This is a genomic window from Granulicatella sp. zg-84 (genome assembly GCF_010892375.1).
GTDB lineage: Bacteria > Bacillota > Bacilli > Lactobacillales > Aerococcaceae > WM01.
In genome coordinates this window covers 47,594-60,716 of sequence record NZ_WNJX01000005.1, presented here as the reverse complement: position 1 = coordinate 60,716, position 13,123 = coordinate 47,594, and the positions used below count along the sequence as shown (strand labels likewise).

The following is a 13,123-nucleotide window of genomic DNA, read 5'->3' as shown; positions in this document are numbered from 1 at the left end:
AAGTAAGTTGATTCTATAAAAATCAATGATAGACTAGAGCAGATAAATGAAAAATTTAAGATTAAAATAACTATTTATTTTTGTGATTGCCTTTTTCTTATACATAGATTTTTTCGTAAAAATTTTTAATATTTAAACTTTCGTGATTGTTCTTTTCTTGTTTTTTTATTTGATAACTTATTGATAGAAAATAGAACAGCAAATTCAACAATATAAAAAGGTTCTATAATAAATCGTGTTGGTGGATTATTCCCACCAACACGATTTATTATCATTAAACTATTGTTTTTCGTTGACTTGACGGATTAGTGCATCAATGCGATTACCGTAATCGACAGATTCGTCACGTTTAAATTGTAATTCTGGAGTTTTGTATAAACTTAAACGTTGCCCTAATTCACGGCGTATTAAGCCAGTCGCTTTGTCTAAACCTGTTTGTTCTGCTTGTCTGTCACTTGCTAATGTAGATAAAGTACTGTAATAAATTGTTGCTTGTTGTAAGTCACCTGTGACATGCACATCTGTTATGGTAATGCCGTCTACACGAGGGTCTTTTACTTTAAAGCGTAAAATATCTGCTACTTCTCTAAAAATTTCTTGACTAACACGTCCTACACGATGATTTGCCATAAATACCTCCTCATCTTTTCACCAAACTCATGCAAGTGAGTTTGTGTTTATTAGCGTTTAATTTCAACCATGATATATGGTTCAATAACATCGTCTACTTGAATATCATTGAAGTTAGTTAACATCAATCCACACTCGTATCCAAGTTTCACTTCTTTTACATCGTCTTTAAATCGTTTTAAACTTGCCAATTCGCCGTCATGGATAACAATATTATCACGAATAACACGTACTTTACAGTTACGTTCGATGCGTCCTTCTAATACATAAGCTCCAGCGATTGTTCCGACTTTAGATACTTTATATGTTTCACGAACAACAACTTGACCAATAATTTGTTCTTCATATTCTGGGTCAAGCATACCTTTCATCGCTGTTTCAATTTCTTCAATAACACGATAAATGATTTGGTGTAAACGAATGTCTACTTGTTCGTCTTCTGCTTGTATTTTTGCTTGTGGTGTAGGGCGAACGTTAAATCCAATGATAATTGCATTACTTGCTGCTGCTAATGTAATATCACTTTCGTTGATTGCCCCTACTGCTGAATGGACAATACGTACACGAACACCTTCAACATCAATTTTTTGTAAACTTGATACTAACGCTTCTGCTGAACCTTGTACGTCTGCTTTGATAATGACGTTAACTTCTTTTAACTCGCCCTCTTTTAGACTTGCAAATAAGTTATCCAATGTTACATGTTGACGAGCATTTCTTTGTTCAACCAATGCATTTTTAGCACGTTGTTCACCTGCTGCACGAGCTGTTTTTTCATCTTGGAAAACAACAAATCTATCGCCGGCTTGTGGTGCACCATTTAATCCAGTAATTTCAACTGGTGTTGATGGAATAGCTTGTTTCACACGTCTACCATGATCATTTACCATTGTACGCACACGCCCGAATGTATTCCCAACAACAATAGGATCTCCAATATTTAAAGTACCATGTTGTACCAATAATGTTGCTACAGCACCTCGACTTGGATCTAAACGCGCTTCAATAACCGAACCTAAAGCTAAACGGTCTGGACTAGCTTTCAATTCTTGCATTTCAGCAACTAACAAAATCATTTCCAATAATTCGTCTACATTTTGACCGAATTTTGCAGAAATTTCAATAAACGGCACATCTCCACCCCATGCTTCTGCAATAACACCTTGCTCACTTAATTCTTGCATCACACGACCTGGGTTAGCATCTGGTTTATCTATTTTATTTACAGCAACAATAATTGGTAAATCAGCAGCTTTCGCATGGTTGATTGCCTCTATTGTTTGTGGCATCACACCGTCATCTGCTGCAACAACGATAATGGTAATATCCGTTACATCTGCTCCACGAGCACGCATTGCTGAGAACGCAGCATGTCCTGGTGTATCTAAGAATGTTACTGTTTTTCCTTGAACATCTACTTGATACGCTCCAATATGTTGCGTAATACCACCGGCTTCAGATAATGATACTTTTGTATTTCTTAAATAGTCTAATAATGTTGTTTTACCATGGTCAACGTGTCCCATAATTGTTACAACAGGTGCACGTTCTGTTAATGTAGCAGCATCAATCTCTGCATCGAAGAAACTATCTAAGTCTGTATTATCAACAATAACTTTTGCTTGCGCTTCGATACCATAATCTGCCGCTAATAATTCAATGGCATCAGCACTTAAACCTTGATTTAACGTTGCCATAACACCCATCATAAATAGTTTTTTGATAATTTCAGCAGGTTCACGATAGATTTTTTTAGAAATTTCAGCAACGGTCATACCGTCTGTGTAAACCAATACTTCAGGTAATTCTTTAAATTTACGTTGTGGCATAGCAGGTTTTTTCACTTCTGCTTTTTTATGACGTTGTTTTTTTCCACCTCTTGAAAAGGCATTGTCATCAAAATGATTATTTTGACGTTTGTCTTGTTTTTTGTTTTTCTTTCCAAAGCTTCCATCGTTTTCATCACGAGTATCTTTAGCGAAACGTTGTGGTTTATTCTTTTTAAAGTCATCTTTGACAAAAGTTGTTTGTTTGTTTTCTTGTTTTGGAGTGTTTGATACCATAGTTTTTTTATTTTCTTCTCTATCTTTTTTTACAAATGGCTTTTGTTGTTTATGTTGCCCATTTGGTTTTTGATTTGTTTGTTGCGTCGAATTTGTCACCGATTTGTGTTCTCCCGCATGATTTTTCTTAAAGTGCTTTTGCTGTCCTTGAGGTCCTTTTTGCTCTTTCTTTTTATCTGCTACAAATAGTGGATTTTTATCTTTAGATACAGCTTTTGGTTTTTGACTTTGTGATAATTTCGCAATATCTTCATCACTCATCGTTGACATGTGACTTTGATAGCTAATCCCTAATTTAGCAGCTTTTTCAATAATTTCTTTACTTGATAAGCCTTGTTCTTTGGCATATTCATATACGCGTTTTTTTCCCATTATGAACCTCCTCTATTTTTTCATGACATGTCTAGTTTTTGATAACTATTCGCAAAGCCATCATCAATAAATGCACAAATAGAGCGTTTCTTTCCAATAGCATGACTAATATACGCCGTTGTGAATTGTTCTTTGTAAGGAACTTTATAATAATGACATTTATCTATGATTTTTTTCTTCGTGTTATCACTGACATCTGTTGCGATAATAACTAATGTTGCACGCTTTTTTTTCACTTCTGCTAATACGATTTCTTCACCACTTACCAATAATCTAGCTCTTGTGGCTAACCCTAGCAAATTTAATTGCTTTTGATCATTTAACATTGCCTAGTAAGCTCCTTGCTAATTTATGGTCTAAATAAGCGTAAAGTTCATCATAAAATGCATCTTCTATTTTGACTTCTAATTGCTTTTCAAAAATTTTTGTTTGTTTTGCTTTTTCAACTAATGTTGGATTTAAAGAAATATACGCACCACGCCCATTTAAACGACCAGTTGGATCAATCGCAACTGTTCCATCTGGTTGTCGTACAATGCGTGTTAATTCTTTTTTTGGAAATAACTCTTGTGAAACCACACATTTACGCATTGGTATTTTTCTTTTTTTCATGATTATTCCTCTTCATTTTCTAATGCTAAATTTTCTAGTGAATACACATCTGATTGTTGAGTTGTTAATTCTTGATAAGCTGATTCTGATTTAATATCAATTTTTTTATTCGTTAAACGTGCTGCCAAACGTGCATTTTGTCCACGTTTTCCGATAGCTAATGATAGTTGTGAATCAGGAACAACAACTGTACAAGCTGTTTGTTCATCATTGAAAATGACTTGTGAAACCTGTGCTGGATTTAATGCATTCGCAATAAATTTAGCTGGATCTTCATTCCACTCAACAATATCCATATTTTCTCCGCCCAATTCATCCACAATCGTTTGTACACGTTGTCCTTTTGGACCTACACAAGTACCAACTGGGTCGATATGTTTATCACGAGAGCGTACAGCGACTTTTGAGCGATCTCCCGCTTCACGAGCTACAGAAACAATTTCAACAACGCCATCGTAAATTTCTGGTACTTCTTGTTCAAATAAACGTTTTACTAAATCAGCATGTGAGCGACTTACAAAAATTTGTGGTCCTTTTGTTGTGTTTTCAACTTTTACAACATACACTTTAATACGATCATGTGAATGATACGTTTCATTTGGTACTTGGTCTTGTTTTGAAAGAACTGCTTCAATTTTACCTAAATTAACATAGATATAGCGTGCATCTTGTCTTTCAACAATCCCCGTCATAATATCCGATTCATATTGAATAAATTCATTATAAATAATGTCACGTTCTGCTTCACGAATACGTTGCATAATCACTTGTTTTGCTGTTTGAGCAGCAATACGTCCAAAATCTTTTGGTGTAACTTCAAAACGAATTTTGTCACCTAATTCATACGCTTTATTGATTGTCAATGCTTCTTCTAAACTGACTTCTAATGTTGAATCAAATACATAATCAACAACTTCTTTCACGGCATACACATGAATATTACCTTTTTTTTGGTCAAACACAACTTCAACATTTTGTGCTTGTCCATAATGTCTTTTATAAGCAGATACTAATGCTAATTCTAATGCTTCAATGACAATTTCTTTTGAAATTCCTTTTTCTTCTTCTAACATTGTTAGAGCACGTAACATCTCTTTGCTCATTTTATAATCCTTCCTCTATTTAGACTATCCATTAAAATTGAATTGCTAATCGTAATTTAGCAATATTTTTACGTTCGATATTAGCTGTATTTAACCTTGTTTTATCTTTTACCTCTAAGGTTAAAACATCAGTAGATACTTCTTTCAAAGTACCTTCTATAAATTTTTGCCCATTTATCGCTTGATAAAAAGATGCATGAATATATTTTCCTATTGCATTTTGAATATCTTCTTCTGTTTTTAGTGGACGCTCTGCACCAGGAGAAGACACTTCTAAAAAGTATGCTTGAGGAATTGGATCTGGTGTAATAGCATCCAATTTATCGCTTAGTTGCTCGCTAATCCACGCACATTCATCAATGTCAATACCATTTTGTTTATCGGCAAATACTCTTAAAAACCAAGATTTTCCTTCTTTGACAAATTCAACGTCTACTAATTCAAAATCTGTATCAGTAAATATATCGTGGACAAGAGAACTTACTAAATCAACTACTTTACTCATTCATTCCTCCTTAATACATGTTGCCGTGTATGTTACAAAAAGAAGTGAACGTTTCCGTTCACTCCTTTCACCACGACTTATTTTCTATATTATAACACTTTAAAGAATTTATTTCAAGAGAAATACAAGGAAATAGCCGTTTTATCAGAGATTTTATTAAACATCTAATAATTCTTTTTCTTTTTCAGAAGCTAAACGATCCAATTCTTTGGTTGCTTGATCTGTTAAATCTTGTATTTTTTTCTCATTTTGACGTAATTCGTCTTCTGTAATTTCTTTTGCTTTCTCTGCTTTTTTCAATTCATCAATCGCATCACGACGAATATTACGGATAGCCACTTTACTATTTTCTGCTTCTTTTTTCACTTGTTTAGCCAATTCTTTACGACGTTCTTCTGTTAGCGGTGGAATCACTAAACGAATGACATTTCCGTCATTACTAGGTGTAATACCGATGTCACTTTGTAAAATTGCACGTTCCATTTCTTTTAATACTGATTTATCGTAAGGTGTAATCAATAGCATACGTGCTTCTGGTACAGAAATTTGTGCCATTTGGTTTAATGGTGTTAATGCACCGTAATATTCAATAGAAACACGTTCTAGTAAACTTGCATTTGCACGCCCTGCACGAATGGAACCTAATTCACGTTGTAATGCAGCTTCTGCTTTTTCCATTCTTTCTTTTGTTTTTTGTAAAATTTCTTGTATCATACAATTTCCTCCTAGGCATTTTTGACGATAGTACCGATACTTTCTCCTAATACAACACGACGAATATTTCCTGGTTCATTTAAATTAAACACAATCAATGGAATATTATTATCCATACTTAAAGAACTTGCTGTTGAATCCATGACTTGCAATCCTTTATTGATAACATCTAAATGTGTTAATTCATTAAATTTCGTTGCATCTGCATGTGTACGTGGGTCAGCATTATACACACCATCGACATTATTTTTTGCCATTAAAATAACATCTGCATTAATTTCAGCTGCTCTTAATGCTGAGGTTGTGTCTGTTGAAAAATACGGATTTCCTGTACCCCCTGCAAAAATTACAACACGTTTTTTCTCTAAGTGACGTACTGCTCTTCGTCTAATATAAGGTTCAGCAATTTGTCTCATGTCAATAGATGATTGTACTCTTGTTGGTACACCAATATTTTCTAATGTATCTTGTAATGCTAAAGCATTCATAACGGTAGCAAGCATGCCCATATAGTCTGCTTGTGCACGTTCCATACCCATTTCAGAACCGATATTTCCTCTCCAAATATTACCGCCACCAACAACAATACAAACCTCAACACCTAATTCGTATATTTCTTTTACTTCTTTAACGATTTCTTTAATTGTTGCTGGATTGATACCAAATCCGGTATTTCCTGCTAATGCTTCTCCACTTAATTTTAAAACAACACGTTTATACACTGGCTGTACCACTATACCTATCCTCCATTATAATCTTTCTTAGAAAAAAGCTCCCAAAGTTGGGAGCTATTCTCGATGTCAAATTGATTATTTTTTCACTTGGCTCATAACTTCTTCTACAAAGTTGTCAACACGTTTTTCAATACCTTCGCCGACTTCAAAACGTACGAATGATTTTACTGTTGCGCCTTTTGTTGCAACGTATGCAGAAACTGTTTCGTCTGGATTTTTAACGAATGGTTGGTCATTCAAGCTGATTTCAGCTAAGAATTTGTTTAAACGACCTTGAATCATTTTTTCAACGATATTAGCTGGTTTGCCTTCGTTTAATGCTTGTTCTGTTAATACTTTTTTCTCATGTTCAATTTCTTCAGCAGATACTTGGTCACGAGATACATATTTAGGGTTAATTGCTGCAACGTGCATTGATACGTCTTTTGCTACATCTGAGTCAGTTGTTCCTGATAAAACAGTTAATGCAGCAATACGTCCACCCATGTGTAAGTAAGCACCAAATGCTTCGTTATCGCCTTTTTCAACAATTTCAAAACGACGTAATTCAATTTTTTCTCCGATTGTTGTTGTTGCTTCCGCAATCATTTCACCAACAGTTGCACCATCAACATTAATCAATAATGCTTCTTCTACATTAGCTGGTTTTTCTTTTGCTAATACTTCACCTAATTTAGCAACTAATGCTTGGAATTTATCGTTTTTCGCAACAAAGTCTGTTTCTGCGTTAATTTCTGCGATTGCAGCTGTGTTACCATCAACAAAAATTGTTGTGCTACCTTCAGCAGCGATACGGTCTGCTTTTTTAGCAGCTTTTGCTAAACCATTTTCACGTAAATAGTCTACCGCTTTTTCAATATCTCCTTCTACTGCTACTAATGCTTTTTTAGCATCCATCATACCTACGCCAGTCATGTCACGTAATTCTTTTACTAATTTTGCTGTAATTTCTGCCACTTTCTGTTCCTCCAATAATGTTTTTCTTTAAAAAAGACTGTCTTAATACGACGAAAAGCTATTTTCTTTCCTTCTAAGACAGTCATTCGTTTTTCTATAATTAAGCGTTGTCGCCTTCTACAACTTCAACGATTTCTTCTAATGAAGTTACTTCTACTTCATCACTTGAAAAATCTTCAGCTGTCACTTGATCTTCACCTTGGTTGCCTTCGATGAACGCATCAGCCATTTTAGCAACAATCAATTTAACCGCACGAATTGCATCGTCATTTGATGGGATAACAACATCAATTTCATCTGGATCACAGTTTGTATCAACCATCGCTACGATTGGGATATTCAATTTTTTAGCCTCTTGAACAGCAATTCTTTCTTTACGTGGGTCTACGATGAACAATACATCAGGAATTCTTGGCATATCTTCAATACCACCTAAGAATTTTTCTAATCTTTCTTGTTCTTTTAATAATGCAGCAACTTCTTTTTTAGGTAATACATCAAAAGTTCCGTCTTCTGCCATTGCTTTAATACGTTTTAAGCGTGCAATACGTTTTTGGATTGTATCCCAGTTTGTTAATGTTCCACCTAACCAACGATGGTTAATGTAGTATTGACCTGAGCGTAATGCTTCATCTTTAACAGCATCTTGTGCTTGTTTTTTAGTTCCAACGAATAAGCAAATGCCACCGTCTTGTGCTACTTGGTGCATATAGTCGTATGCATCATCTACTAATTTTACAGTTTTTTGTAAGTCAATGATATAAATACCATTTCTTTCTGTAAAAATATAACGTTTCATTTTTGGGTTCCAACGACGTGTTTGGTGTCCGAAGTGTACCCCTGCTTCTAGCAATTGTTTCATTGCAATAACTGCCATGTTAAAATTCCTCCATTTTGGTTTCTCTTCCTTCGCCCTCATCTATACGATAAACTTTTTCAAGCACCCTATCGCATATCGGAACAAAGTGTAATATAATACCGTACTATTATATACAAAAAGAATGGACTTTTCAAGGTTTTTTTTAAATTTATTTTATGCAGTAAATTATATACTTTTTGGTGCAGAAAGTCTGTTTATAATATTCAATCTATACAATTACATTTAGGTATTCTCTCCAAATTATCAACCGTTGTAACTATTATAATGCCGTTTCTTTTCTTTGTAGTATATCATCCACTTTTCATAAACAAGCATTCAAATATAATGAAACTATTTTTTAATACTAAAAAACATAAATTTAACAAACAACATAAAAACCGAAGTAACATCATGTGTAGTTACTTCGGTTTTTTATTTATTCTAATCATACAACGCGTAAATATCTGTTACAGTGAGTTTATTTTTTTCTTCTTGTTTAACGTCTTTGATGATTTGCCCATTTTTTAGCACAATTAAACGATTTCCATAAGTTAAGGCATCGTTTATGTTGTGCGTAATCATGAGAGCTGTCATGTGATTTTCTTTGATTTTTTGTTGTGTGAGTTTCATCACCATTTGTTGCATTTTTGGGTCTAATGCAGATGTATGTTCATCTAGTAATAATAAAGATGGTTTTTTTAATGTTGCCATGAGTAAGGCTATGGCTTGGCGTTGTCCTCCCGACAGTAGTCCCATTTCGGTGTTTAGGCGTGTTTCTAGCCCTAATTCTAAAGATGCTAATTGTTCAATAAATAAAGATTTTTCTTCGGGTGTGATCCCTTTTTTCAAGCGTCTTTTTTGATCTTTTCGATATGCCAATGCCATATTTTCGCAAACCGTCATACGTGGTGCTGTTCCGTGTAACGCATTTTGAAATACACGACTGATATATTTTGCACGTTCATATTCAGATAAGGTTGTAATGGACGTATCGTTAATTTTTATGTCACCTTTGTCAATGTCAAAACTACCTGCAAGAGCGTTTAAAAAAGTTGATTTACCTGCTCCATTTCCTCCAACAACGGTGATAAAGTCGCCCTCTTCTATATGCAATGTAATGTCTTGCAACGCTTTATAATCGCCAGCATTAGAGTAAAATGTTTTTTCGATATGATTGATTTCAATAAATGACATCTATACTCCTCCTTTTTGTCCTTTTTTTCGTAAATGTGGCATTGTTAAAAATAAGGCAATGAGTATCGCTGAAACAAGTTTAAAGTCGTTGGCTTCAATGACTTGTAATTTTAAAACACCAACCAATAAGACACGATAAATAATAGAACCATAAACTGTACAAATTAAACGTTCTAAAAAGGAAACTTTAGAAAAAAGAACTTCTCCAATAATAATTGCTGCTAAAGCAATGACAATAACACCTAGTCCACTGTTCACATCGGCGTATCCGTTGTGTTGTGAAATAATTGCACCTGCTAGTGCCACAATTCCGTTGGATAGCATTAGACCAAGTAGTGTCATCTTTTTCGTTGAAATACCAAATGATGTTGCCATTTTAGGATTATCTCCCGTGGCAATTAAACCTTGTCCTAATTCTGTTTTAAAAAATACAAACATCAGATATATCAATAATGATACGCCAAATACGCCGACAAGAATTGTGTCGTAATGATGTGGCAAGGTTAGTTGTGTTGCAGGTGTAAAAATGGTGTCTTTGTCTAAAAGAGTTAAATTTGGGCGTCCCATCACACGTAAGTTAATGGATAGTAATCCTGTCATTGTTAAAATACCTGCTAATAAACTTGGAATACGGCATGTTGTGATTAAAAATCCGGTAACAAGGCCTGCCAAAACGCCACCACAAACAGCCAATATTGTCGCTAATAGAGGGGAAACACCTCGAGAAATAGCCGTCATGCAAATCGCTGCTCCTAGAGGAAAGGTTCCCTCTGTAGTCATATCGGCAATATTTAAAATTCTAAAACTAATAAATACGCCTAGTGACAGTAGTCCCCATAAAATCCCTTGGGAAATGGCTGAAATAAAAATATCCATAGAAAACTCCTTATTCTTTATCTACAATTATTGCTTTTGCTTTAATCTCTTCTGGAATATCAATACCTAATGCTTTTGCTTTTGTTTCATTGATGTATACAACACCTTCATTTGCCAATACGATTGCTTTTTCTTTCGGCTCTACACCATTTAACACCGCAACAACAACTTTAGCTGTTTCAACGCCGATTTTGTATTGGTCAACACCGATTCCTAAAACACCACCATCTTTAACCATTGTATCAGCTGACGGGAAGACAGGTACTTTGTATTTATCTGTTACTTTAACGACTGTTGCCATTGCACTGGCTACTGTGTTATCAATCGGAACAAAAATAGCTTGTACATCACTTGCCAATCCTTCTGTCACTTGCTCAATGTCATTTGTATTTGAAATAGATTTAACCACTACTTCTAAATCTAATGCTTTTGCCAATTCTTTTGCTTCTTCAACTTGACGTGTTGAGTTATCTTCACTTGCTGTATATAAAATACCGATTTTTTTCAAGTTTGGCACCACTTTTTTCATCAACTCTAATTGTTGTTTAATTGGTGTTCTATCACTTACACCTGTAATATTGTTTCCTGGTTTTTCTTCACTTGCGATTAAACCGGCTTGAACAGGATATGTAATCCCCCCCATAATAATTGGAATCTCTTTTGTTGCGTTAGCCAATGATGCAGTAGCGGGAGTTGTAATACCAATTAAAATATCCGGTTTTTCTGACACTAATTTTTGACTCATAGACACTAAATTACTTTGATCTGCTTGTGCATTTTGAAAATCAATTTGCATTGTTTTCCCATCAACATAACCTAAATTACCTAGTTCATCTGTAATACCTTTATAAATAGCATCTAATGCTGGGTGACTTAATAATTGTAAAACACCAACTTTGACAATCTTTTTCGTTTCTTGTACTGGCTGTTGTGCTGGTTTTTGTTGAGTCACATACCCAATACCTAATACTGCTAAAATGAATAATCCAAATGCTAATACTGTTTTTTTCATCATCATAACCTCGTTTTTCATTTATTGAATGAACTATATAAAAAGACCACTTATAATAAGTGGCCTTTTTACAAACAAAAACCACGTCGATTTTTTATCCACGTGGTATAGTTCATTCTAAGAATTTGTCTGCCACATAGATACACATTTTCAACACGAAAAGGTTGTATCTATGCACAAAAAGTACATTAAGAAACAACCGTATCTATTGGCTTTGCCAACTATTTACAGATAAATACACACATTGTTTTGTTTGTGTCATGTTCTTAACGTCCTTTCTCTTGTTTTTCTGAATTATATCATCATTAAAAGAAAATGGCAATACTTTTTTAAAAATACTTGATAAACGAAATGCATCTTCATTATAATAAGAATATCAAACACTTTTCACATTAAAATTATTTTAAAGGTTATATTTAAAGGTTATATAGGAGGGGTAATATGCAAACAGGGGAACTTATACAATATTTACGAAAAAGTAAAAACTTTTCTATTAAAGATATTTGTCAAGACAAACTATCATCATCGTCATATCATCGTTTTATCAAAGGAGAACATGAGATTTCTTTTGATACTGTTTTGTATCTTTTAGAACATTTACACGTTGATTTAGATGAATTTCTATTTTTAAAACGTGATTATCAACACTTTCCTTTAAAAAATATATTGACAAACTCCCTTGGTTCTTATCATCAAGAAGAAATACAACACATTCGTTCACAAGCCTATCATTTTTCTGCATATGACAATGATACCTACCACCATCTTGGATTATTATGTGATGTTATCTTAACACGATATGAATCTGCCCTCTATCAATTAAAACAATATTTAGTCAAAGTCGAAACATGGACAACTTATGAAATGTTATTATTCGATTGTCTTATTCCTTATTTAGATACCCCATTTATTAACATTGTTTATAAAAATTGTATCAATGGTTTAAAACGCTATGAACATCTAGACCAATATAGCCATGAATATATTCAAACAGCATTTCATTTAGTCATCTTCTTTTTACATCATCAAGATATACGACATGCTAGAAATATTTTTCAGTCGATGCTATCCCAAAGATTACATGAACCATTTATTTTTGAGCGTCTACATCTTAAATTCCTTAAAAGTATTTTTCTATGTTTAGAAAAAGATGTTACTGCACAAGAGATGATGAAACACGTTTTTTTTGTTTGTGATTTTTTAGATATACCCTACTATCAAAAACGATATATCACCATTTTAAACCAATTACAAACAGTCTATCCGGAATTAAGTATTTTTTTAATTTAAAAACACCCATAAAAGTAGCAAATGTGCGACACTTCTGTCACATTTGCTACTTTTTCACACAATATACTTTTGATGATTTACAATAATCGTGTAAACACAATTATTCTCATTCAGAAAGGTTAGGTGAACATTATAAAAAGAATGGTGTTGATGCAATATAGATATAGAAGGAGATGATTACCATACAGAATATAAAAAATAT

The 13,123-nt window shown here is 33.8% G+C and carries 14 protein-coding genes and 1 pseudogene; 1 reads left to right on the top strand and 14 read right to left on the bottom strand.

Going from position 1 to position 13,123, the window contains the following annotated elements:
- Positions 1 to 125: 125 nt before the first annotated feature.
- From GMA06_RS02205 to trpX, 14 genes and pseudogenes are all read right to left on the bottom strand, one after another.
- Positions 126 to 275 carry a hypothetical protein gene (locus GMA06_RS02205; RefSeq protein ID WP_163561540.1) on the bottom strand — a complete coding sequence of 50 codons (150 nt, stop codon included), beginning with the start codon at positions 273 to 275 and terminating at the stop codon, positions 126 to 128.
- A gap of 4 nt (positions 276 to 279) precedes the next feature.
- Positions 280 to 630: a 30S ribosome-binding factor RbfA gene (gene rbfA, locus GMA06_RS02200; protein WP_163546050.1), complete on the bottom strand. Its 351-nt coding sequence runs from the start codon at positions 628 to 630 to the stop codon at positions 280 to 282.
- A gap of 50 nt (positions 631 to 680) precedes the next feature.
- Entirely contained in the window at positions 681 to 3,065 is a 2,385-nt protein-coding gene (gene infB / locus GMA06_RS02195) for a translation initiation factor IF-2 (protein WP_163561539.1), read from the bottom strand.
- Between the two features lie 20 nt (positions 3,066 to 3,085).
- A complete protein-coding gene (locus GMA06_RS02190) occupies positions 3,086 to 3,391 on the bottom strand; it encodes a ribosomal L7Ae/L30e/S12e/Gadd45 family protein (RefSeq protein ID WP_163561538.1) in 306 nt (101 codons plus the stop codon).
- Complete coding sequence (locus tag GMA06_RS02185; protein WP_163546047.1) at positions 3,381 to 3,677, bottom strand: YlxR family protein; 297 nt, start codon at positions 3,675 to 3,677, stop codon at positions 3,381 to 3,383. The genes GMA06_RS02190 and GMA06_RS02185 overlap by 11 nt, the downstream gene beginning before the upstream one ends.
- Before the next feature lie 80 nt (positions 3,678 to 3,757).
- Positions 3,758 to 4,780: pseudogene (nusA, locus tag GMA06_RS02180) on the bottom strand (transcription termination factor NusA); the annotation flags it as partial.
- Between the two features lie 31 nt (positions 4,781 to 4,811).
- Positions 4,812 to 5,285, bottom strand: a complete 474-nt coding sequence (gene rimP / locus GMA06_RS02175; RefSeq protein ID WP_163546045.1) for a ribosome maturation factor RimP — start codon at positions 5,283 to 5,285, stop codon at positions 4,812 to 4,814.
- A 156-nt stretch (positions 5,286 to 5,441) separates the two neighbouring features.
- The gene (gene frr, locus GMA06_RS02170) at positions 5,442 to 5,999 is read right to left on the bottom strand and encodes a ribosome recycling factor (protein WP_163546044.1); all 558 of its coding nucleotides are present in this window, start codon (positions 5,997 to 5,999) and stop codon (positions 5,442 to 5,444) included.
- A gap of 11 nt (positions 6,000 to 6,010) precedes the next feature.
- Positions 6,011 to 6,733: a UMP kinase gene (pyrH, locus tag GMA06_RS02165; RefSeq protein ID WP_163546043.1), complete on the bottom strand. Its 723-nt coding sequence runs from the start codon at positions 6,731 to 6,733 to the stop codon at positions 6,011 to 6,013.
- A 75-nt stretch (positions 6,734 to 6,808) separates the two neighbouring features.
- Positions 6,809 to 7,690, bottom strand: a complete 882-nt coding sequence (tsf, locus tag GMA06_RS02160; protein WP_163561537.1) for a translation elongation factor Ts — start codon at positions 7,688 to 7,690, stop codon at positions 6,809 to 6,811.
- Between the two features lie 100 nt (positions 7,691 to 7,790).
- Complete coding sequence (gene rpsB, locus GMA06_RS02155) at positions 7,791 to 8,567, bottom strand: 30S ribosomal protein S2 (RefSeq protein WP_163546041.1); 777 nt, start codon at positions 8,565 to 8,567, stop codon at positions 7,791 to 7,793.
- Between the two features lie 423 nt (positions 8,568 to 8,990).
- Positions 8,991 to 9,743, bottom strand: a complete 753-nt coding sequence (locus GMA06_RS02150) for an ATP-binding cassette domain-containing protein (RefSeq protein ID WP_163561536.1) — start codon at positions 9,741 to 9,743, stop codon at positions 8,991 to 8,993.
- Positions 9,744 to 10,619, bottom strand: a complete 876-nt coding sequence (locus tag GMA06_RS02145; RefSeq protein ID WP_163561535.1) for an ABC transporter permease — start codon at positions 10,617 to 10,619, stop codon at positions 9,744 to 9,746.
- 10 nt (positions 10,620 to 10,629) lie between these two features.
- Positions 10,630 to 11,634 carry a tryptophan ABC transporter substrate-binding protein gene (trpX, locus tag GMA06_RS02140; protein WP_240328823.1) on the bottom strand — a complete coding sequence of 335 codons (1,005 nt, stop codon included), beginning with the start codon at positions 11,632 to 11,634 and terminating at the stop codon, positions 10,630 to 10,632.
- Positions 11,635 to 12,072: 438 nt separating this feature from the next.
- Here trpX and GMA06_RS02135 point away from each other — a divergent pair, with 438 nt between their 5' ends.
- On the top strand, positions 12,073 to 12,921 hold the full coding sequence (locus GMA06_RS02135; protein WP_163561533.1) for an Rgg/GadR/MutR family transcriptional regulator: 849 nt from the start codon (positions 12,073 to 12,075) through the stop codon (positions 12,919 to 12,921).
- Positions 12,922 to 13,123: the final 202 nt, after the last annotated feature.

Bases quoted from the DNA above. Each gene is read 5' to 3' on its own strand.
- frr (WP_163546044.1), bottom strand. From the start codon at position 5,999: ATGATACAAGAAATTTTACAAAAAACAAAAGAAAGAATGGAAAAAGCA.
- GMA06_RS02145 (WP_163561535.1), bottom strand. From the start codon at position 10,619: ATGGATATTTTTATTTCAGCCATTTCCCAAGGGATTTTATGGGGACTA.
- infB (WP_163561539.1), bottom strand. From the start codon at position 3,065: ATGGGAAAAAAACGCGTATATGAATATGCCAAAGAACAAGGCTTATCA.
- rbfA (WP_163546050.1), bottom strand. From the start codon at position 630: ATGGCAAATCATCGTGTAGGACGTGTTAGTCAAGAAATTTTTAGAGAA.
- GMA06_RS02205 (WP_163561540.1), bottom strand. From the start codon at position 275: ATGATAATAAATCGTGTTGGTGGGAATAATCCACCAACACGATTTATT.
- rpsB (WP_163546041.1), bottom strand. From the start codon at position 8,567: ATGGCAGTTATTGCAATGAAACAATTGCTAGAAGCAGGGGTACACTTC.
- GMA06_RS02135 (WP_163561533.1), top strand. From the start codon at position 12,073: ATGCAAACAGGGGAACTTATACAATATTTACGAAAAAGTAAAAACTTT.
- GMA06_RS02190 (WP_163561538.1), bottom strand. From the start codon at position 3,391: ATGTTAAATGATCAAAAGCAATTAAATTTGCTAGGGTTAGCCACAAGA.
- trpX (WP_240328823.1), bottom strand. From the start codon at position 11,634: ATGATGAAAAAAACAGTATTAGCATTTGGATTATTCATTTTAGCAGTA.
- rimP (WP_163546045.1), bottom strand. From the start codon at position 5,285: ATGAGTAAAGTAGTTGATTTAGTAAGTTCTCTTGTCCACGATATATTT.
- GMA06_RS02150 (WP_163561536.1), bottom strand. From the start codon at position 9,743: ATGTCATTTATTGAAATCAATCATATCGAAAAAACATTTTACTCTAAT.
- GMA06_RS02185 (WP_163546047.1), bottom strand. From the start codon at position 3,677: ATGAAAAAAAGAAAAATACCAATGCGTAAATGTGTGGTTTCACAAGAG.